General features: G+C 69.7%; 17 protein-coding genes. 16 read left to right on the top strand and 1 reads right to left on the bottom strand.

The features are described from left to right. Positions 1-123: 123 nt before the first annotated feature. The 9 genes from rsmD (at position 124) to smc (ending at position 9390) form a co-directional block, all read left to right on the top strand. Positions 124-735, top strand: coding sequence for a 16S rRNA (guanine(966)-N(2))-methyltransferase RsmD (gene rsmD, locus PFX91_RS15015; RefSeq protein ID WP_285732304.1), 612 nt, complete (start codon positions 124-126; stop codon positions 733-735). A gap of 83 nt (positions 736-818) precedes the next feature. After that, entirely contained in the window at positions 819-1313 is a 495-nt protein-coding gene (gene coaD / locus PFX91_RS15010) for a pantetheine-phosphate adenylyltransferase (protein WP_285732302.1), read from the top strand. A gap of 208 nt (positions 1314-1521) precedes the next feature. Continuing rightward, entirely contained in the window at positions 1522-2103 is a 582-nt protein-coding gene (locus PFX91_RS15005; protein WP_285732300.1) for a YceD family protein, read from the top strand. A 133-nt stretch (positions 2104-2236) separates the two neighbouring features. Then, positions 2237-2413 carry a 50S ribosomal protein L32 gene (rpmF, locus tag PFX91_RS15000; protein ID WP_013151268.1) on the top strand — a complete coding sequence of 59 codons (177 nt, stop codon included), beginning with the start codon at positions 2237-2239 and terminating at the stop codon, positions 2411-2413. 520 nt (positions 2414-2933) lie between these two features. Next, positions 2934-3695: a ribonuclease III gene (gene rnc, locus PFX91_RS14995; protein WP_285732277.1), complete on the top strand. Its 762-nt coding sequence runs from the start codon at positions 2934-2936 to the stop codon at positions 3693-3695. 6 nt (positions 3696-3701) lie between these two features. Further along, positions 3702-4556, top strand: a complete 855-nt coding sequence (mutM, locus tag PFX91_RS14990; protein ID WP_285732275.1) for a bifunctional DNA-formamidopyrimidine glycosylase/DNA-(apurinic or apyrimidinic site) lyase — start codon at positions 3702-3704, stop codon at positions 4554-4556. A 60-nt stretch (positions 4557-4616) separates the two neighbouring features. After that, positions 4617-4904, top strand: a complete 288-nt coding sequence (locus PFX91_RS14985) for an acylphosphatase (protein WP_285732274.1) — start codon at positions 4617-4619, stop codon at positions 4902-4904. Positions 4905-5270: 366 nt separating this feature from the next. After that, positions 5271-5462, top strand: coding sequence for a hypothetical protein (locus PFX91_RS14980; protein ID WP_285732272.1), 192 nt, complete (start codon positions 5271-5273; stop codon positions 5460-5462). Positions 5463-5844: 382 nt separating this feature from the next. Then, the gene (gene smc / locus PFX91_RS14975) at positions 5845-9390 is read left to right on the top strand and encodes a chromosome segregation protein SMC (protein WP_285732270.1); all 3546 of its coding nucleotides are present in this window, start codon (positions 5845-5847) and stop codon (positions 9388-9390) included. Positions 9391-9563: 173 nt separating this feature from the next. Here the strand turns inward: smc and PFX91_RS14970 are convergent, their stop codons facing one another. Beyond that, a complete protein-coding gene (locus PFX91_RS14970; protein ID WP_285732268.1) occupies positions 9564-12215 on the bottom strand; it encodes a S8 family serine peptidase in 2652 nt (883 codons plus the stop codon). Between the two features lie 601 nt (positions 12216-12816). Here PFX91_RS14970 and PFX91_RS14965 point away from each other — a divergent pair. The 7 genes from PFX91_RS14965 to rpsP all read left to right on the top strand — a co-directional run bounded on the left by PFX91_RS14965 (position 12817) and on the right by rpsP (position 21915). Beyond that, the gene (locus PFX91_RS14965) at positions 12817-13761 is read left to right on the top strand and encodes a helical backbone metal receptor (RefSeq protein ID WP_285732266.1); all 945 of its coding nucleotides are present in this window, start codon (positions 12817-12819) and stop codon (positions 13759-13761) included. 1 nt (position 13762) lies between these two features. Beyond that, positions 13763-14797, top strand: a complete 1035-nt coding sequence (locus PFX91_RS14960) for a FecCD family ABC transporter permease (protein ID WP_285732265.1) — start codon at positions 13763-13765, stop codon at positions 14795-14797. 105 nt (positions 14798-14902) lie between these two features. Beyond that, positions 14903-16087, top strand: a complete 1185-nt coding sequence (gene ftsY, locus PFX91_RS14955; RefSeq protein WP_285732263.1) for a signal recognition particle-docking protein FtsY — start codon at positions 14903-14905, stop codon at positions 16085-16087. 287 nt (positions 16088-16374) lie between these two features. Beyond that, positions 16375-17700, top strand: a complete 1326-nt coding sequence (locus tag PFX91_RS14950; protein ID WP_285732261.1) for an ammonium transporter — start codon at positions 16375-16377, stop codon at positions 17698-17700. A gap of 405 nt (positions 17701-18105) precedes the next feature. Continuing rightward, positions 18106-19302, top strand: coding sequence for a hypothetical protein (locus tag PFX91_RS14945; RefSeq protein ID WP_285732259.1), 1197 nt, complete (start codon positions 18106-18108; stop codon positions 19300-19302). Positions 19303-19438: 136 nt separating this feature from the next. Continuing rightward, a complete protein-coding gene (gene ffh / locus PFX91_RS14940) occupies positions 19439-21043 on the top strand; it encodes a signal recognition particle protein (RefSeq protein WP_285732258.1) in 1605 nt (534 codons plus the stop codon). A 416-nt stretch (positions 21044-21459) separates the two neighbouring features. After that, positions 21460-21915, top strand: a complete 456-nt coding sequence (gene rpsP, locus PFX91_RS14935) for a 30S ribosomal protein S16 (RefSeq protein ID WP_285732256.1) — start codon at positions 21460-21462, stop codon at positions 21913-21915. The last annotated feature ends 1 nt before the right edge of the window (position 21916 follow it).

Genomic DNA, 21916 nt, shown 5'->3' with positions numbered 1-21916 from the left:
CCGGGGTTGCGTAACCCGGTTTAGAAGATCATCGGTAAGCCGTGTGCGGGAAAACCGCACGCACGGATTGAAAGGGGGATGAGGAAACGGGCCCGGGAACGGGTACCGCGCCTCTGACTACCAATGACCCGCATCATCGCAGGGACGGCCGGTGGACGGCGCGTCCACGTCCCCGAGGGCCGCACCACCCGGCCCACCAGCGACCGTGCCCGCGAAGCGTTGTTCTCCTCCGTCCGCTCCGACCTCGGCGACCTCCGCGGACTGCGGGTGATGGACCTGTACGCGGGGTCGGGGGCGATCGGACTGGAGGCCCTGTCGCGGGGCGCGACGCACGCGCTCCTGGTCGAGGCCGACCGTGGGGCGGCCCGGACGGTCAGGAGGAACATCGCCGCGCTCGGCCTGGCCGGAGCCGAACTGGTGGTCGACCGCGTGGAGCGGGTACTCGGTCGGGGCAACACCGGTGACCCCTACGACCTCGTGGTCGCGGACCCGCCCTACACCGTCACCGACGCGGAGGTCGCCGACATGTTGGTCCGCCTGTCGGGCGGTGACTGGTTGGTCGATGACGCCGTGATCGTCGTCGAACGCTCCAAACGCGGAGCCGAACCCGCGTGGCCGCCGGGAGTGGAGCGCGACCGCAGGCGGGGATACGGGGAGGCGGTGCTCTGGTACGCCCGCCCCGCCCGGGACGGCGCCTTCCGCTCTCGGAGCCTCCCGACTCCGGGAACGCCCTGAAACGGGTGTTGCCCGCGAGGGCGTGAAGGCCAACCCCTACCATCGCGGTACTCGAACGTAGTTTCCGAAAGGGGCGATCCACCGTGCGTCGTGTCGTTTGTCCGGGCTCCTTCGACCCGGTGACCTACGGTCATATCGACATCATCGGCCGGGCGGCCAAACAGTACGACGAGGTCGTCGCCGCCGTGCTCAACAACATCAACAAGCGTGGCCTGTTCACCGTCCCCGAGAAACTGGACATGCTCCGTGAGGGCACCGCGGACCTCGACAACGTGAGGGTCAGCGAGTTCGACGGACTCCTGGTCGACTTCTGCCGGGAGAACGGCATCGAGACCATCGTCCGTAGTCTGCGCTCGGTCAGTGACTTCGACTACGAGTTGCAGATCGCCCAGATGAACTACCGGCTCTCGGGGGTGGAGACCGTGTTCATGACGGCCAACCCGCAGTACTCCTTCCTCTCCTCCAGCCTGGTCCGCGAGATCGCCCAGCACCGGGGGGACGTCTCCAGTCTGGTCACCCCCTACGTCCAGGACCGCCTGCGGGAGAAGTACGCCCAGCGGGCGGGGGAGGCGGGCTGACCCGATCTCCCTGTGCGACGCGGGCCCGGTTCCGGAGGGGCGTGAGCCGGATCTCCAGGAGGCCGGCTCGGGCTGATTTGGGTGGTCGGGTGCATGGTAGGTAGAATCGCGGTTCGACCATGCGTGTCGCCGGTGTTCGGCGTGCACTCACGCCGGCCGGCACGCGATCTTCTCGCGCCCGGCACACCGAACTCCTTGTGAAAGTCCGATGACCCTGTCTCGCCTAGATCCTCGTGACCCGTTCGTGGTCGACACCCGCCCGCTGGGCCGCCAGCCGGGGTCGATGCGCACGGTCAACCGCATCGTGACCGTACCCGAGGCGTTCTCCACGGCGGTCGCGACCGTGCCGGAGGGCAGTGAACTCGAACTGGACCTGCGGCTGGAAGCGGTGATGGAGGGTGTCCTCGTCACCGGCACGGTCCGGGGTCGGCTCAACGCCGAGTGCTCGCGCTGCCTGGATCCGATCTCGGACGAGATCGAGGCCGGTCTCCAGGAGCTGTACCGGTATTCCGCCGACGAGGACGACGTCCCCGGAGCGGTCGAGGACCCCGGCGACGACGATGAGGAATACTATCTAGAGGGCGATCTGCTCGACCTCGGTCCCGTGGTCCGAGACGCCGTCGTCCTCGCGATCCCTCTCATACCGCTGTGCGGTCCGGACTGCCCCGGTCTGTGCACCGAGTGTGGTGTCAAGCTCGCCGAGGCCGGTCCCGACCATGGTCATGGGGACGACGTCGACCCGCGCTGGGAGGCACTCCGCGGACTCGCGGAGGACCCCGGCGAACGATGAACTCGTGAACCGGTCGACGGACGGCCGCCCCCGGGCGTCCCCGTCGAGCGGAGCACGCATTCCCCGCCACAGCGCGCGGGGTGACCAGATAAGCGACCTCCCGCGACCGCGGGGGTGACCCAGGAGGATTGAAGTGGCCGTCCCGAAGCGGAAGATGTCGCGGAGCAACACCCGGACCCGCCGTTCCCAGTGGAAGGCGTCGCGCCCGGTGCTGGTCAACTGCCCGCGTTGCCGCGACCCCAAGCAGCCCCACATCGCGTGCCCGACCTGTGGCACCTACAACAACCGCCAGGTCACGAACCCCGCCTAGGGCCTTCTCGGTGGAGTTCTGCTCGGCCACCAGGGGTTCCTCCGGTCACCGGCTGAGACCGGCGGTGGGTGTGCGGGCATGTGATGAGAGCACCCCACCACGCACGGGACTCGGGCCCCGGCGCCCGACTCCCGAGTCGCTTCGGGGCGGACCCGTCTCACGGGTCCGCCCCGAAGCGCTGTCGCGGCGTGCCCGGACGCCGTGCCCTGGTGCGCGTGCGTCCGCACGGACCACCGCACACGCGGGACCGCGTTCGACCGGGGCGGGGCACGAGTCCCCGGACACCCCGAGCGTCGGCACGCGGGGGTTTGTAAAGTGAGTCGGAGAACACCGACGAACACCAGGATCGGACGTCGCACGAGTGACCCGGACGCCCGAGGTTCCCGAGCTCGTGGTGGTCGCCGGGGGAGTGCGCCTCCCGCGACGGTCACCTCGCTTTCGAGCACCCTGGCGGGGGCACGGGTCATCCACCACCATCAGTGCGCCTCACCACGGCGTGCCCGAGCAGGGAAGTGAACCAGTGGCCAGCCAACTCTCCGCATCCGAAGTCAGGTCCTTCCACAAGGCCATCGGGGTCGAGGTGGACCCGAAGGTCCTTCTGCGGGCCCTGACCCACCGCTCCTACGCCTACGAGAAGGGCGGACTGCCCACCAACGAGCGCCTGGAGTTCCTCGGGGACTCCGTGCTCGGCCTGGTGGTCACCGACACGCTCTTTCGCAAGCATCCCGACCTGCCCGAGGGGCAGCTCGCCAAGCTGCGTGCCGCCGTGGTGAACATGCGCGCCCTCGCCGACGTCGCCCGGAGCCTGGGCATCGGCGCCTACATCCGACTCGGCCGTGGTGAGGAGGGCACCGGCGGGCGTGACAAGTCCTCGATCCTGGCCGACACCCTGGAGGCCGTCATCGGTGCGGTCTACCTGGACTGCGGTCTGGACGTGGCCTCGGAATTCGTGCACCGCCTCTTCGACCCGCTCATCGCCACGGCCTCCGGACTCGGGGCGGGGCTGGACTGGAAGACCTCCTTGCAGGAGTTGACCGCCGCCGAGATGCTCGGCGTCCCGGAGTACCACGTGGACGAGAGCGGCCCCGACCACCAGAAGACCTTCCGCGCCACGGTCCGTGTCGCGGGCCAGAGCTACGGCCGGGGCGAGGGACGGAGCAAGAAGGAGGCCGAGCAGCAGGCCGCGGAGTCGGCCTGGAAGGCCATCAAGTCCCGTTCCGAGTCCGGTGGGACCGTCGCCGGTTCCACCGGCGGGGAAACCTCCGGCGCCGGACGGGGGTGAGGAAGGGTGCCCGAACTCCCCGAGGTGGAGGTCGTACGTCGCGGCCTGGCCGAGCACGCCCTGGGCCGTACCGTCGGCGCGGTGGAGGTCCTGCACCCCAGAGCGGTGCGCAGGCACCTGGCGGGTGCCACGGACTTCGCCGCCCGTCTGGCGGGACGCGTACCCGTCGAGGCGCACCGGCGCGGCAAGTACATGTGGCTTCTGCTGGACAGCGGTGAGATGCTCCTCGTGCATCTGGGCATGAGCGGGCAGATGCTGGTCCAGCCCACGGGCAAACCCGACGAGAAGCACCTGAGGGTGCGCCTGCCCCTGTCGGACGGTGTCGAACTGCGCTTCGTCGACCAGCGGACCTTCGGTCATCTGATGGTGGACGTGCCCGGTGTCCGCCAGGACGTGCCGGCCTCGGTGGACCACATCGCCCTGGATCCGCTGGACCCCGACTTCGTCCCCGAGGTCTTCGTACGGGCGCTGCGGGCCAGGAGGACCGAGGTCAAACGCGCGCTGCTGGACCAGTCGCTGATCAGTGGCGTCGGTAACATCTACGCCGACGAGGCGCTGTGGCGCTCACGGTTGCACTGGGCGCGTTCCACGCACGGACTGTCCAAGGCACAGGTCGTGGAGCTGCTGGGACACGTACGCGATGTGATGATCGAGGCGTTGGAGGTGGGCGGCACCACCTTCGACGGTCTCTACGTCGACGTCAACGGTGAGAGCGGCTACTTCGAACGCGGTCTCAACGCCTATGGTCGCCGCGACCGTCCATGCGGCCGGTGCGGCTCCTCGATCATCCGGGAGGCGTTCATGAACCGCTCCTCCTACAGTTGCCCGAGCTGTCAGCGGGCGCCCCGAGGTCGAGGCTGAGCCGTCGTCGCCGAACGCGGTGAGAAAAGTATGTCCGCCAGGTAAGTAAGGAGTCGGCTCGTGGGTGAGGACGCCGAAGCCGTCCGATTGACCGCGTGGGTACGCGGGCGCGTCCAAGGGGTGGGTTTCCGCTGGTGGACGCGGTCCAAGGCGTTGGAGCTGGGATTGAGCGGCGCCGCCACGAACCTTCGGGACGGCAGGGTCGAGGTGGTCGCGGAGGGACCCAGGGGCGCGTGCGAGCGACTCCTTGGTCATCTCAGGGGCGAGGGAACACCTGGCCGTGTGGACTCCGTGGTCGAACGTTGGTCCTCGGCCGGGGGGACCTTCAGCGGATTCGTCGAGCGATGAGTATGCTTATGGTGTAACGCGATTCGAGCACACCGTGAGGCCGCTGCGGCCACGAGGGGTTCGCGGTGGGCGGCCTGGCGGGTGAGGGGCGAAGGACGTGTGGCGTCCGCCCCGTCCCACGACGCTCCGGCGAAGCCCGGGGTGCCTGTGTTCGAATCGTGCGCTGCCACCTGCCCGGTTGCATTCGTCCGGACGGTGGTCGTTACGGACCGTTGTAATCAAATCTTGACCAGCGACGCGCACGGTGAGACTCTGGAAGGTACATCGCGCAACCTTTCCACCCGTAGGGAACATCGCCACTCGGCGTCACCACGGGCATCACGGGCGCGGATCATCACTGGTCACTCAGCGTGGAGGACCCATATCATGGCGAAGGCTCTGTTTGGCCACGTCGGCGGCTCTGACCCTCGGATGGTCTCGGAGATGAGGCGACTGCAGAAGCGGGTACGTGACCTTGAGGACGAGATCAGCCGTCTTCAGGCCAAGAACGACCAGCTCAGCATGGCCGTCACCGAAGTCGCTTCCAGCGCGACCGATCGCGAGCCCGCACTCGCCTGACCTGACACCGTCGACGACGGGGCCCCGTCAGAACGGCCTCGTGAGGTGAACGATCCACTCATGGGGACGCCGATCGTGAACCAGGCGTCCCTAGCCGGAAACGTCGACGGACGGGAGTGAGAGACTCCCCGCCGGCCGAGCCGCAGTATCTTCTCTTCCTTTCTTTGCGGACTCTTTGCCGTCGTTGTACCCGGCGGGCTCCATCACAACCCTCCGTGTCCGCCGGACTCCCCCGTCCTTTCCGTTCGGGCGAGGTGACATCACGTCCACCGGCCCGCTCCAACAGGGAACATCGGCCCGAACCTCACCCTTCGGTCACTGCTTCGTGGCACCCTTAGGTGGTCGCGGTGTGTACCAACGGTGGCCGTCGTGGGAGGTGCCGGTGTATCTGAAGAACCTGACGCTACGCGGATTCAAGTCGTTCGCGTCGGCCACCACCTTGCGTTTCGAACCGGGGATCACCTGTGTGGTCGGCCCCAACGGATCGGGCAAGTCCAACGTGGTCGACGCCCTGTCCTGGGTGATGGGCGAACAGGGAGCCAAGTCCCTGCGCGGCGGCAAGATGGAGGACGTCATCTTCGCCGGTACCTCCACCCGACAGGCCTTGGGCCGCGCCGAGGTCAGCCTCACCATCGACAACACCGACGGCGCGCTGCCCATCGACTACACCGAGGTCACCATCAAGCGGACCATGTTCCGCAACGGAGGCTCGGAGTACGCCATCAACGGCGACACCTGTCGCCTGCTCGACATCCAGGACCTGCTCAGCGACTCGGGGATCGGTCGGGAGATGCACGTCATCGTCGGGCAAGGGCAGCTCGACACCGTTCTGCACGCGGGTCCCGAGGAGCGCCGAGCCCTCATCGAGGAGGCCGCGGGCATCCTCAAGCACCGTAAGCGCAAAGAGAAGGCGATCCGCAAGCTCAACGCGATGCAGGGCAACCTGGACCGGGTCACCGACCTGACCGCCGAACTGCGCCGCCGGCTCAAACCTCTGGGGCGTCAGGCCGAGCTGGCCCGCCGGGCCGCCGTCATCCAGGCCGACCTGCGGGACGCCCGCCTGCGCCTGCTCGCCGACGACATCGTCACCCTCACCGAGCAGCTGGCCAAGGAGGAGGCCGACGAGAAGGAGATCCTCGCCCGCCGCACCTCCACCGAGACCGCCCTGGCCCAGGCCCAGGAGCGCGAGGCCGAACTGGAGGCGCAGTCCGCCGAGGCGGCTCCGGCCCTGGCCCGAGCCTTGGAGACCTACCACTCCCTGTCCCGTCTCACCGAACGTCTGGACGCCGTACGCGGGCTGGCCGACGAACGCCACCGCAACCTGGCCTCCGTCGACGACGAGCCCGTCCACCGCCGCGACCCCGAAGAGCTGGAGAGGGAGGCCGAGGAGGTCGCGGCCCAGGAGGAGGAGCTTCTCACCCGTCTGGAGGAGGCCCGGGAGGCGCTGGAGGTCACCGTCACCGAGCGGGTCGCCGCCGAGGACGCCCTGCACCGAGAGGAGAAGCGGTGGGAGGCCGCCGCCCGGGCCGCCGCCGACCGCCGGGAGGGACTGGTGCGGCTGTCCGCGCGGGTGGAGAGCCTGCGTGGTCGTCTGACCTCGCACGAGGCCGAGATCGCCCGCCTGGAGGAGGCTGCGGCACAGGCCGCCGAGCGCGCGGAGTCGGCCCAGGCCGAGTACGAGATGGCCGCCGAGGAGTCGGCCGGCCTCGACGAGGGGGACGCCGAACTCGACTCCGCCCAGGAGCGGGCCGCCCGGAGGCTTTCCGAGGCCGACGCCGAGCTCGACCGCCTGCGCGACGCAGAGCGCGCCGCCGAGGGCGAGAGGGCGGCTCTCGCCGCCCGGAAGGAGGCGCTGGAGCTGGGCCTGGCCCACAAGGACGGCGCCGGTACCCTCCTGGACGCCGATCTGCCCGGCACGCTCGGCAGTCTGGCCTCCCTCGTGCAGGTCGAGGCCGGTCAGCAGACCGCGGTGGCCGCCGCCTTCGGAGCCGCCGCGGGAGCCGTGGCCGTGGAGGACCCCGACACCGCCGTGGCCGCCCTGGACCTGCTCAGATCCGAGGACGCGGGCCGTGCGGGGATCGTCATCGCCCGGGCCACGGCCTCGGTGCCGCGCGGGGAATGGCCCCGACTGCCCGCGGGAGTCCGTTACGCGCGTGAGGCGGTCGTGGCCCCCGAGCACCTGGACGGCGCGGTCACGGCCCTGCTGGACCGTGTCGTCCTGGTGCCCGACGTCGAGACCGCCCGAGACCTGGTCGGCAAGGTGCCCGGAGTGCGGGCCGTCACCTCCGAGGGCGACGTGTTCTCCACGGCGCTGGCGCACGGCGGCTCGGTGGCGGCCCCCAGTCTGCTGGAGGTCCAGGCCGCGGTGGACGAGGCGGCCCAGAGGCTGGAGGAGGCCACCGAGGCCGCGGAGCGGATCGCCGCCGAGCTGGAGGAACGCAGGGGTGAACGCGAAGCCCTGGCCGTCGAGGTCGGGGAGCTGACCGCACGACGTCGCCAGAGCGACCGTAAACGCCACGAGTTCGCCCAGCGGCTGGGCAAACTCGGGGGCCAGGCGCGCTCGGCGGAGACCGAGTCCGAACGGTACGCGGCGGCCGCGGCCAGGGCCGTGGCCGCCAGGGACGAGGAGGCCGAGAAGCTGGAGCGGATGGAGCAGGAGCTGGCGGAGGCCGAGGAGACGGCCGCCTCCATCGAGGAGGAGGCCCCCGACGCCGACACCCGCGACGAGCTGGCCGCCCAGGCCTCGCGTGCCCGTGCCGCCGAGATGGAGCGCCGTTTGGCGGTGCGCACCGCGGAGGAGCGTGCCCGCTCGATCGCCGGACGCGCAGAGCGGCTGCGGGCCCAGGCCTTCGAGGAACGTCGCGCGGTGGAGCGCGCGCGGCGGCGCCGCCGGACCCGTATGGCGCAGGCCGTCATCGCCGAGGCGGTCGCCAGGAGTGCCCGGGAGGCCCTGGAGCGGATCGCGGTGTCGCTGTCGGCGGCCGAGTCCGAGCGGCGCGCGGCCGAGGCACGCAAGGAGGAACGCGACGCCGAACTCAAGGCGGTGAGGACCCGGGTGAGGGAGCTCTCCGTGGAACTGGAGAAGCTGACGAGTTCGGCGCACAGCGGCGAAGTGGCCCGGGCGGAGCGGCGTCTGCGCCTGGAGCAGTGGGAGACCAAGGCCAGGGAGGAGATGGGCGTGGACGTGCCCACCCTGATCGCCGAGTACGGCCCCCGTGTGCCGGTGCCTCCTCCCGCCGACGCCGGCGAGGACGCCGTCCCGTTGCCGTACGTGCGTGAGGTGCAGGCCAAACGGGCCAAGGCCGCGGAGCGTCGACTCCACCAGTTGGGCAGGATCAACCCGCTCGCGCTGGAGGAGTTCGCGGCCCTGGAGGAGCGGCACGCCTTCCTCAACGCCCAGTTGGAGGACCTGAAGAAGACCCGCCGGGACCTGATGGACATCGTCCAGGAGGTCGACGCCCGGGTGCAGGAGGTCTTCTCCGCCGCCTACCTGGACGTGGAGCGTGAGTTCGCGGCGATCTTCGGACGTCTGTTCCCCGGTGGGGAGGGGCGACTGCTGCTCACCTCGCCCGAGGACATGCTGACCACTGGTATCGAGGTGGAGGCCCGCCCACCCGGTAAGAAGGTCAAGCGGCTGTCGCTTCTGTCGGGAGGTGAGCGCTCCCTGACCGCGGTGGCCTTCCTGGCCGCGATCTTCAAGGCGCGGCCCTCCCCGTTCTACGTGATGGACGAGGTCGAGGCGGCCCTGGACGACACCAACCTCCAGCGTCTGCTGGTGATCTTCGAGGAGCTGCGGGCCTCCTCCCAACTGATCGTGATCACCCACCAGAAGCGCACCATGGAGGCCGCCGACGCGCTGTACGGCGTGACCATGCAGGGCGACGGCATCTCCCAGGTGATCAGCCAAAAGCTCGAACGCCCGGCCTGAGGCCCGGACGTGGCCGCGCGCGACCGGCGAGGGGCGGTGTCACCGGCCGTGTCCGGCCGGACGCACGAGGCCTCCCGCGCGGCCAGGGTCGGAGAACGGCCGGGGCCGCCCTCCCGAAGGAGGACGGCCCCGACTCAACGGACACGGGGTTCGGACGACCCCGCGCCGCGCGGCTATCCGCGGGCGATGGTGATCACCGGGGAGGTCCAGGTCTCCCAGTGCTCGGCGTTGTCGGGATCGCCGAGCGCCTTCAGCGCGCGGACCTCCAGACGGTACTCACCGTCCTTGACGGGCCTGATCCGGTCGTGCCTGTCCACGACCGTGCCGTCCCAGGGGTAACTGAAGAACGAGGTCCCGGTCGCGTTGCGGTGCACGTAGTCCACCGACACGCCGATGTTGCGGTGGGGGTGCACCGGGCGTCCGGTGCGCTCGTCGACGACCACCATCTGGAGCGTGGTGACGTGGTGGTCGAAGTGGGCGATCACGTAGGGCACGTCCGGCAGCCCGTCGACCCACCGCATGGTGTAGGTCGCGCCGTCGGGCTGGTTCTGGAACGTGCCACCGTCGGCGGCGGCGCACTCCAGACCGGAGAAGGCACCGCACTCGGTGATCTTGGTCAACCACGGCAGGTCGAAGGTCCCGCCCTCGGCGTCGGTGATCGGGGTCATGGCCTCGATCTCCTGGTAGTCGCCGTTGTAGGCGGCGTACGGGACGCGGTAGGTCTCACCGTCGACCTGGTCCACGGTGACGTATCCGCCGTAGATCATCTGGACGAAGTCCCGGGCGGGCGGAGTGACGGTCACCGCGACCTCGACCGACGCGCCGGCCGCGACGGTCACCTTGTCGGAGTCGAAGGAGACCCCGGCGAAGGCGTCGTTGTACCCGGGGGTGAAGGTGTTGCCGTGGGTGCCCAGGGCGGCCTCGTGACCCAGCTCGTAGACGGCCTCCTCGTCACCGTCGTTGGTGATGGTGAGGGTCTCGGTCACGGCGCCCTGCGTGGCGCCCAGGGACAGCTTGCCGGGAGTCACGGTCGTGGTGGCGAGCACCGCGCCGGGCACGTCCACCATGCCCGCGCCCTGACGGTGCACGTTGTCCGAGTGGCCCAGACCGGGGTTGCCCCACCAGGCCTGGGGGTCGGCGCTGTTCTGGAGGACGTCACGCACCTCGTGCGCCTTCAGGTCGGGACGGGCCTGCAACAGCAGGGCGACGCCGCCGGCCACGTGCGGGGAGGACATCGAGGTGCCGCTGAGGGTGGCGTAGCCGCCCTTGGCCATGGGGTAGGGGGCGTTGATCAGGCCGCCGGGGGCGCCGATGTCCGGCTTCAGGCTCAGGTCGGGGGCCAGACCGAAGGAGCTGAAGGAGCTGATGAGGCCGCCGGTCGGGTTCGGAACGGTGGCCTTCTCCCCGGTCCAGGTCAAGGTGACGGGCTCGTCGCCCTCCAACAGTTCGCGCAGGTGGGCTCCGGAGACGTCGGAGATCCCGATGGAGAAGGCACCCTGGTCGACGATGCCGCCGCCCGCGAACATGCCCGCGACGTTGTTGTACATGACCACGCCGGTGGCGCCCGCCGCCAGGGCCGTGTCGTACTTCTCGGCGAAGGGGCACTCACCGCGCACCATCAGCGCGGTCTTGCCCTCGGGGTCGCCTTCCAGCGTGTCGCCCAGGGAGGCGCAGCCCCGGCCGATGTAGACCAGTTCGTCGGTCTCACCCGAGGTGGGCGGTGCGGTGGCCTCTCCCATCGCCATGTAGGCCATGCTCTCGCCGCTGGGGTTGGCGGTCACGGACTCGGCCTGGATGTGGGTGTTGTCGAAGGAGGCGACGCCGATCACCTTCTCGCCCAGACCGGGGGCACCCGCGGAGTACAGGCCCGTGTCACCCGAGTTGCCGATGGAGGCGACCACGACCATGCCCTCGTCGACGAGGTTGTCGGAGGCGACCGCGGTGGGGTACTGCGGCCAGGAGTGCGCGGAGCCGATGCTCATGTTGAGCACGTCCATGTCGTCGGCCAGAGCCTGCTCCATGGCGGCGATCATGATGTCGGAGGTGGTGGATCCGCTACAGCCGAACACCTTGTAGGCGCCGAACTCCACCTCGGGGGCCACGCCGGTGATCTCTCCCTGGGCGCCCACGATCCCCGCCACGTGCGTGCCGTGGCCGTTGCAGTCCTGGGGGTCGTCGTCGGGGACCGGTACGGAGCCGGGGACGCCCGCGTTGAAGGCGTCACCGACGAAGTCGTGTCCGGTGACCACGCGGTCGTTGGGGAAACCCCCGCCGCCCAGGTCGGGGTGGGTGTAGTCGACGCCGGTGTCCATGATGGCCACCCGCAGGCCCTCGCCGGTCAGGCCGAGTTCGTTCTGGGCGATGTCGGCGCCGGTCATGGGCAGCGCGGTGTCCATGTCGGGAGTGCTGTCGTCGACCTCGGGGATCTGGAAGGTGACGACGGGGTGGATGGCCTTGACGCCGGGGATCTCCCTGGCCGTGCCCACTTGGGCGTCGTCCATCTCGACGGAGAAGCCGTTCCACAGGTCGCTGAACGAGTGCCGCTCGGTGTACTCCAGGCCGTATTCCTCGGCTTCGGAGCGGAACTCCTCGTGCTCGCTCTCGATCTCGGTGTCGGAGGAGCCCTCGACGGTGGGCGGGCTCTCCAGCTCGATGAACCACAGGCCGGCGGCCTGGTGGGTCAGTTCACCGTTCTCGGCGGAGGGGGCGGGGTACAGGGGTGCGAGTTCGGAAGACTCGTCGGCGCTTGCCGGTGTGGCCGCGACCAGGCTCGCTATGAGTGTCAACCCGGCGAGCGGAGCCAGGCGAGTTCGGTGGGGTACCACCTTGTCAACACTTCCTTTCTCGGTGCGCGCCGCAGGACGCCGGGGGAACGAGGTACCCCACTGGATACGACTGTGGTGCGCAGGGGGATACGCCGCTTAATGTCCGTAATTCGGTTAATCGGCGCGCATGGCAACGCGATCATTGCGGTGCGCAATAAGGGTGTCAATGTTCGCCAAGACTCAATCTGGCCACATAGTGGGACTGTCGGATGACCCCGCGTTATATATCCACAAAGCGGTCAAAATGCGCTTTTCTCTTTTTCTGGGATAAACAGTGACGAGTGGGCAGGGAGTCTCCCCAGGTCCGTCCCTCAGAGGCGGGGGTCGACACAGCTCCGGGGCGCCCGCGGCGGCGCGCACCGAGCCGAGTAGTCTGAGAGGACCGGGTCGCCCACGGGCGGCCCCCGGTGTCGAAGAAGCGAAGTCCGGTGCCCGCGGCCTCCAGGCCGCCCAACCCGGCGCTGTCCCGCAACTGTGAAGCCCCGTGACCGCACGGGGACGAGCCAGGTCGCCTTCCCGACGCCGACGTTCCCGTCCTCGTGGGAAGGACAGGCCGTCCCCACCGGACCGTGCTCCTTCCCCTGCCCCGAAAAGGAGCACCGTGCGAACCGCACGCCATCTTCCCCTCGCCCTCCTGGGAGCCGTTCTCGCGCTGACCGCCTGCGGTGCACAGGAGGACACCGGCTCCGGAGCCGACGCTCCCGCCGCCGGTGACGGCGCCTTCCCCGTCACCGTCACCGACGCCCTCGGCGAGGTCACCATCGAGGAGGCCCCCGAGCGGATCGTCTCGCTGTCGGCCAGCCACACCGAGATGCTCTTCGCCATCGGCGCGGGCGACCAGGTCGAGGCCGTCGACGAGCACTCCGACCATCCCGAGGAGGCCCCCACCACCGAGCTGAGCGGCTTCGAGCCCAGCGTGGAGGCCATCAGCGAGTACGACCCCGACCTGGTCCTGCTCGCGCGCAGTGCCGAGGCCACCGCCGAGCAGTTGGAGGCCGTGGGCGTCCCGGTGCTGGTCTTCGACGCCGCCACGGAGCTGGAGGACACCTACGAACAGATCCGACTGCTGGGAGAGGTCACCGGCCGGGCGGAGGCGGCCCAGACCGAGGCCGAGCGGGTGCGGACCGAGTTCGACGCGATCGTGGAGGAGGTCAACGAACAGGTCGGTGACACCGAACTGACCTTCTACCAGGAACTGGACGACACCTCCTACTCCGCCACCTCCGCCACCTTCGTCGGACAGATCTACGCGTCCTTCGGCCTGGTCAACATCGCCGACGCGGCCGACGACGGCAGCGCGGGCGGCTATCCGCAACTGTCGCAGGAGTACATCGTGGAGGAGGACCCCGACATGATCTTCCTCTCCTACGGCGACGAGTCGACGGTGGAGGACCTGGCCGGACGTCCCGCCTTCGACACCGTCACCGCGGTCGAGAACGACGCCGTCTACCTGCTCGACGCCGACATCGCCTCCCGGTGGGGACCGCGCGTGGTCGAGTTCGCCGACGTCGTCGGCCAGGCCGTCATCGAGAACGCGGGCGACTAGGGTGCGGGGCCGTGTCGGCCTACCGGCCGGGTGGCTCGCGGGCGGGTTCGTCACGTTGACCGTGGCCGCCCTCCTCGGCGTCTCCGCGGGCGCGGCCGACATCTCCTCCGCCGACATCGCCCGGCACCTGCTCAGCCTCCTGCCGCTCGACATCGACTCCCCCCTGACCGAGCGGCAGGAGGCCCTGCTCGTGAAGTTGCGCCTGCCCCGTGTGGTGATGGGCGCGGTCGTGGGCGCTCTCCTGGCCACCGCGGGCGGCGCCTACCAGGGGGTGTTCCGCAACCCGCTGGCCGACCCCTTCCTTCTGGGAGCCGCGGCCGGGGCCGGCCTCGGCGCGACCATGGTCATCGTCTTCGGCACGCAGTTCAGCGACTCCCCCCGCGCCCTGGTCCCCCTCGCTGCCTTCGTCGGCGCCCTGTTCGGGGTGGCCGCCGCCTACCTGCTCGGCGCGACCGCGGGCGGAGGCGGAACCGCCTCGCTCGTCCTGGCGGGCGTGGCCGTCTCCTCCTTCCTCTCCGCGGTGCAGACCCTCGTCCAACAGATAGGGGTGGACCAGCTCCAACGCATCTTCTCCTGGCTGCTCGGAGGGATCGGACGCGGCGGCTGGGACGACGTGCGTCTGGTCTGGCCCTACGCGGTGGTCGCGCTGGCGGTGTTGCTGGCCTGCGGCTACCTGCTGGACCTGCTCGCCCTGGGAGACGACAAGGCGGTCAGCCTGGGCCTGAACCCGGCGGTCGTGCGCGTGGTGGTGATCGGCGCCGCGTCCCTGGCCACCGCCGCCGCCGTCTCGGTGAGCGGCCTGATCGGTTTCGTGGGCATCGTCGTACCGCACGTCGTGCGCCGCCTGGTGGGCTCCGACTACCGGGCGATCCTGCCGGTCACCGTGCTCTTCGGCGCCGCCTTCATGGTCCTGGTGGACATCGTGGCGAGGACCCTGGTGGCACCCGCCGAACTGCCCATCGGCGTGGTCACCGCCTTCCTGGGCGCACCCTTCTTCGTGCTCATCCTGCGCACCACACGCCACCGCGGTATCTGAGGTGCCTCGCCCACGCGGGACCCGGCGCGCGGAGAACGTCCGTTCCCGGCACGCCACCCCTCCGTGACGCGAACGAGCCGCGTGCTCTGGAAGACTGGGGATGCTATGGACATCACCTTGCTCGTCGCCATCATCATCGCCGTCGTGCTGCTGGCCGCCGGCGGACTCTTCCTGGTCAGCACCCGGAGCTCGGTCAAGCCGGGCAAGGACGAGGAACGTCCCGAGGTCACCGGGGAGTCCGCGGGAGCGACCGCGGTCGAGGACCGGGAGCGGGACCCGGGAACCGTGACCACGCCGCCCGCACAGGCGCCTCCTCCCGTGGAGGAGGTCGTCGAACCCGTCGAACCGGAGCTGGAGACCCCGCCTCCCTCCGCCGGACGCATGGTCCGTCTGCGCGCCCGACTCGCGCGCTCACAGAGCTCCTTCGGCCAGGGGCTGCTCAACCTGCTCGCCTCCGACTCCCTGGACGAGGACACCTGGGAGGAGATCGAGGACCTCCTCATCACGGCCGACATCGGCGTGACCTCCGCCACGCAGATCGTGGAGAGCCTCCGGACCCGTGTCAAAGTGCTCGGCACACGCGGTCCCGAGGAGGTGCGCGCGCTGCTGCGCGAGGAACTCCTCACGCACATCTCCACCGACGCCGACCGCACCGTGCGCACCGAGCCGCACGGCGAGCGTCCGGCCGTGATCATGGTCGTGGGCGTCAACGGCACCGGTAAGACCACCACCACCGGCAAACTGGCCCGGGTCCTGGTCGGAGACGGACGCAGCGTGGTGCTCGGCGCCGCCGACACCTTCCGCGCCGCGGCCAGCGAACAACTCCAGACCTGGGGAAGCCGTGTGGGAGCCCCCGTCGTGAGCAAGGAGGAGGGCGCCGACCCCGCCAGCGTGGCCTTCGACGCCGTCTCACGGGGCATCGAGGACGGCGCCGACACGGTCATCATCGACACCGCCGGCCGCCTGCACACCAAGACCGGCCTCATGGACGAGCTGGGCAAGGTCAAGCGCGTCGTGGAGAAGAAGTCGCAGGTCGACGAGGTGCTGCTCGTCCTGGACGCGACCACCGGACAGAACGGCCTGCGCCAGGCCCGGGTGTTCGGCGAGGTCGTGAACGTGACCGGCATCGCGCTGACCAAGCTGGACGGCACCGCCAAGGGCGGCATCATCGTGCAGGTCCAACGGGAACTGGGGGTGCCGGTCAAGCTGGTCGGACTCGGCGAGGGCCCCGACGACCTGGCGCCCTTCGACCCGGAGGTCTTCGTGGACGCGATCCTCTCCCGGGACTGACGGACACCCGACCGACGATGCGGCCGGACGCCCCCGGGGGCGTCCGGCCGCACCCGTGCGAGAGGGGTGTCGCGTGCGGGGCCGCGTGCACGGACCCACGCCGAGGTCTCGGTTCACCGATCCTTCACACCTCCCGCCGACCCTTCACGTCCGCGTAACCTTTCGCGCCCCCCGAGGAAACACCCCGACCGGAGAGTTGCCGTGCGGTGTTCCCCGCGGGTCCGACGACGCACCCGCCGATCGCCGCCCCCACAGACGATCCCCGTCCGTCCCATGGAGGCGATGTGATGACCGACTCCGGCAACACGGCGTGGCTGCTGGTCAGCGCGGCCCTCGTGATGCTCATGACACCGGGCCTGGCTTTCTTCTACGGAGGCATGTCGCGGGCCGGAAGCGTGCTGAACATGATGTTGATGAGCTTCGTGAGCATCGCGACGGTGAGCGTGCTCTGGGTCGCCGTCGGCCACTCGCTCACCTACTCCGATGGTGGTCCCGTCGACCTCTTCGTCGGTGGCCTCGCACACGTGGGCCTGACCGATCTCATCGGCGGCGTCGAACCCTGGGACGGAGAGGGCGGTGGAGGCTACCCGCTCCTGGCCGACGCCGGGTTCCAGATGATGTTCGCCGTCGTCACGGTGGCCCTGATCAGCGGGGCCGTCGCCGACCGCGCCGAGTTCGGCGCCTGGGTGCTCTTCGTGCCGACCTGGACGCTCCTGGTCTACTTCCCCGTCGCCCACTGGGTCTGGGGCGGCGGTTGGATCGGCCGCCTGTCGATCGGTGGTCACGAGGTCATCGACTTCGCGGGCGGCACCGCCGTCCACGTCAACGCCGGTGCCGCCGCCCTGGCCCTGACCCTCGTGCTCGGTCGTCGCGAGTGCTTCGGCTCGGAGTCGACGCGCCCGCACAACCTTCCGTTCGTCCTGTTGGGCTCCGCGCTCCTGTGGTTCGGCTGGTTCGGCTTCAACGCCGGTTCGGCCTACGCCGCCGACGCCACCGCCGCGTTGGCCCTGGTCAACACCCAGGTCGCGACCGCCGCAGCGACGGCGGCCTGGATGCTCGTCGAGCGCCTCCGGTACGGAAGGGTCAGCGCTCTGGGCTTCGCCTCCGGTGCCGTCGCGGGCCTGGTCGCCATCACCCCCGCCGCCGTGAACGTCACCCCGCTCGGCGCGATCGCGGTCGGCGCTCTGTCCGGAGCGGCCTGCTCCTACGCGATCAGCGTCAAGTTCAGGTTCGGCTACGACGACGCACTCGACGTCGTGGGCATCCACATGGTCGGCGGCGTCGTCGGCTCCCTTCTGCTCGGACTCCTGGCCGCGGGAGCGACCGGTGGCGTCGACGGCCTGCTCCACGGGGGTGGGCCGGGCCTCCTGGCGGTCCAGGTCATCGCGGTCGCCGGCGTCACGGTCTACTCCTTCGCCGTCACCTGGGTCATCGCCAAGGGCGTCGATCTGCTCGTGGGGTTTCGTCTGCCCGCGGAGATCGAGACGAACGGACTGGACCACGAGCTGCACGCGGAATCCGCCTACGCCTTCGACGAACCGGCCAGAGGGGAGGAAAGGACGGTCTCCTCGCCGACGCCTCCGGGCGAGGAGACGGCCTCGCCGCGGGCCTGAATCCGGCCCCTCAGCGTCGAGGTACCGGATTCCACGCCCCTGACGCGGTGAGGTGTTCCCGGGGCCGACGGAGCGTGTTCTCCGTCGGCCCCGTCCGTGTGCTCAGCCACTTTTCACACCACGTATGGATATTCCCGGCGCTGTACTGGCCATACTCCTTGCGTCGGTTCGATACCCTTTCTTGGCGGTGCGGCGTTGGAGCGCGATCGTGCTCCGCCGACGGCGGTGGTCCTGTTTCTCACGGAACCGCCCGAGCTCCCTCCCGAAGAACACACGGCACAACCGGGAGCCGAGCATCCGCGTCCCATGTCATGAACGGGCCAGGGGTCGGCCTCTTCTTCCGCCGCCCACCCGGAAACCATGCTGATTCGTACAGTGCCCCGCAGGTCGGGGTCAGGAGGCAAGATGGCGCCGGTTAGTCATATCAGGGGTCGCAGGGGCGCGCGCGTCGCGTCCGCCGCCGCGGGCACGGTCCTCGCGCTCGGTCTGGCCGGATGCTCCATCGACCTCAGCGGTCTGCGTTCGGGGGGCGAGGCCGAGGAGGAGCCCAGCCCCGAGGCCGCCGAGCCGGTCGCCGCGGCTCCGCTCCTGGAGGAGGCCCTGGCCGACCTCGCCGCCTACCCGGCGCTGACCGCGACCGGACAGGTGGCCGACAGCGTCGGCTCCTCCGACATCCGTGACACCTCCCTGACCGTGGCCGACTCCGGAGCGGCCGGCGGCACGATCCGAGCCAACGACGCCGAGGCGGAGGTGATCAGCGCGGACGGCAGGATCTTCCTGCGCGCCGCCGAGGACTTCTGGCTCGACCAGGGTGTCTTCGGACCCGACTTCGACGACTTCGACGGCAACTGGGTGCGCGCCTCCAGCGCGCAGGCGGGGTTCGACCCGAGCGCCACCCTGGCCCCACCGGAGCTGTCCGCGATCCTGGGCGGCAAGGAACTGGAGTCGGAGGAGGCGGTCGAGGAGAACCTGGACGGGACCCTCACCTACCGGATCGACCTGGCGGGCGAGCGCGATCAGGTGTGGATCAACGCCGAGACCAACCAGATCCAGCGCATAGCCATCGAGGAGCTCGTCCCCGAGGAGGCCGAGAGCGGACCGCAGGTCCGCCTGGACCTGGCGGAGGCAGACACCGCCGCGGTCGAGGAACTCTACGACGGCATCATCACGACCACGGAGGAGGAGCTGACCGACTCCAGGGACGCCCGCATCGAGGTGAACTGGGACGGCAGCCCCGACATGTCGTGCGAGGAGGGTCCTCACTGCACCTGGTCCGGCACCGTGCGCGACGCCGGCGGCGACGGCAGTGGAACGGTCCACGTGCGCATGGACGTGACCTTCAGCAACGACGAGATCGGTGAGCAGACCTGCCAGGACAGCGGCAGCCTGGAGGCGGGCGGCACCCTGGACCTGTCGTGCAGCGCCGATTACGCGATCGTCAGCTCCGACCCGCAGACCTACCAGATCGGGGGCGAGTCGAAGCTGTCCACGCGCGGGCTGACCGGTGGCCGGCAGGAGGAGATGCTGGCCAACCTCAACGAGCAGCGCGAGGCCACCCTGTCGGGAGACTCCTCCCCGGAGGAGGAAGAGAGCGGCGACTGACCGCGCGCGGTCGGGGCGCGCCGGGGTGGTCCCCGCCCCCCGACCGGAGGTCTCCTCCTCGGCTCGCCGATACTCCAGGACGACCGGGGCGGGTAGGCTGGGAGATCAATTCCGAGACGAAGGACTGGCCACACTCGTGTTCGAGACGCTTTCCGACCGGCTGACATCGGTCTTCTCCTCGCTTCGCGGCAAGGGTCGCCTGTCCGAGGAGGACATCAACGCGACCGCGCGGGAGATCCGCCTCGCGCTGCTGGAGGCGGACGTAGCACTGCCCGTGGTCCGCGAGTTCATCTCACGGATCAAGGAACGCGCGCGGGGAGAGGAGGTCTCCAAGGCCCTCAACCCGGCGCAGCAGGTCATCAAGATCGTCAACGAGGAACTGGTCGAGGTCCTCGGTGGCCAGACCCGACAGATCCGTTTCGCCAAGAACCCGCCGACCGTGATCATGCTCGCGGGTCTGCAAGGTGCCGGTAAGACCACCCTGGCGGGCAAGCTCGCCAAGTGGCTGGCGGCCGACCGCAACACACCGCTGCTGGTCGCCGCCGACCTACAGCGACCCAACGCCGTCACGCAGTTGCAGGTGGTCGGCGAACGCGCGGGTACCCCCGTGTTCGCGCCCGAACCGGGCAACGGCGTCGGTGACCCGGTCCAGGTCGCCCGCGAGTCGGTCGAGCACGCGCGCCGCAACAACCACAACGTGGTCATCATCGACACCGCCGGCCGCCTCGGTGTGGACAGCGAGATGATGCAGCAGGCCGCGGACATTCGCGACGCCGTCGAACCGGACGAGATCATCTTCGTCGTCGACGCGATGATCGGGCAGGACGCGGTCAACACCGCACAGGCCTTCCTGGACGGCGTCGGCTACGACGCGGTGGCGTTGACCAAGCTCGACGGTGACGCGCGCGGTGGTGCGGCCCTGTCCATCCGCCACATCACCGGCCGTCCCATCATGTTCGCGTCCACCGGCGAGAAGCTGGAGGACTTCGACCTCTTCCACCCGGACCGGATGGCCTCGCGCATCCTGGACATGGGTGACGTGCTCACGCTCATCGAGCAGGCGCAGCGCACCTTCGACGAGGCCGAGGTCGAGAAGATGGCCTCGACCATCGCCTCGGACGAGGACTTCACGCTGGACGACTTCCTCCAGCAGATGTCGATGGTCCGCAGGCTCGGTCCGATCGGGAACCTGCTCGGCATGATGCCCGGTATGGGGCAGATGCGTGAGCAGATCGACAACATCGACGACAAGGACCTGGACCGTATCCAGGCGATCATCCAGTCGATGACCCCGGCCGAGCGCGCGAACCCCAAGATGATCAACGGCTCGCGTCGTCTTCGTATCGCCAACGGCTCGGGCACGCAGGTCAGCGATGTCAACGGTCTGGTCACCCGTTTCTTCGAGGCGCAGAAGATGATGCGCAAGATGAAGAACGGCGGCATGCCGGGGATCCCCGGCATGCCCGGGATGCCGGGCGCGGGCGGTGGTAACCGCAAGAAGGCCAAGGCCCAGGGCAAGAAGGCCAAGAAGGGCAAGCAGCGCAGCGGTAACCCGATGAAGGCCCGCCAGCAGGAGGCCGAGCGCGCGGCCGAGCGCCGACGCCGTCAGGAGGAGGGCGCCCAGCAGCCGCAGTTGCCCCCGGGCCTGGGCGGTGGGGACGGCGGACAGCCCACGCTTCCGCCCGGTTTCGGCGGTCCCAACATGCCGGACCTGTCGAACTTCAAGCTTCCCAAGAAGTAGCGGAACGGGACACAGGGACCGCCCTCCGCCCGCCGAGGGCGTGTTCGGGGGAAGGGCGCACGCCGTGAGTTCGGTGTGCGTCCGTCGGTCATGTCCTAGGATGCGGATGTGCTCTCCGCCTCCCGCGCCGCGGACACGAACGGGCCGCCGGCCCGCCGGGCCCGCCTCGTCGGTGAGCGGACGGCATGGTCGGGAGACCGGCCAGGCGGCCCGTCTACGTTCCGGGGACGGGCCGCCCGAACCCGGTGTGGTGTCCTGGGAACCTGTCGGAGTCTGGCACAATGAGGAGTTGACTAACGGTGTCGGGCCGGCCCTCTAACTAGCCCGTCACCCACGTCTGTCCCGCCGGGCGCCGCAACCCCACGTGGCCTACCCGCCGGGCGCACCACGCCGTTAATCGGGAGAAGACCACTCCAGTGGCTGTCAAACTGAAGCTCAAGCGTATGGGCAAGATCCGTACGCCCCAGTACCGCATCATCGTCGCCGACGCCCGCAACAAGCGTGACGGCAAGGCGATCGAGGAGGTCGGCAAGTACCACCCCAAGGAGCACCCGAGCCTCATCGAGGTCGACTCCGAGCGGGTCCAGTACTGGCTGTCCGTGGGGGCCCAGCCCTCCGACGCGGTCAAGGTCCTCCTGCGCAAGACCGGTGACTGGCAGAAGTTCAGGGGCCTTCCCGCCCCCGCTCCGCTCCAGGTCGCCGAGCCCAAGGACCCCGAGGCCAAGGAAGCCGCCTTCCAGGCCGCTCTGAAGGAGCTCGTGCTCCCCGGATCCGAGGGCAAGAAGACCGCCAAGAAGTCCGAGAAGAAGGCGGAGAAGGCGGACAAGCCCGCCGAGACCGCCGAGACTGAGAAGTCCGAGGGCGAGGCCTGAC

This window comes from Nocardiopsis sp. ATB16-24 (genome assembly GCF_030271535.1).
In the GTDB taxonomy this organism is placed as follows: Bacteria; Actinomycetota; Actinomycetes; order Streptosporangiales; family Streptosporangiaceae; genus Nocardiopsis.
This window is presented reverse-complemented; position numbering and strand designations above follow the sequence as displayed.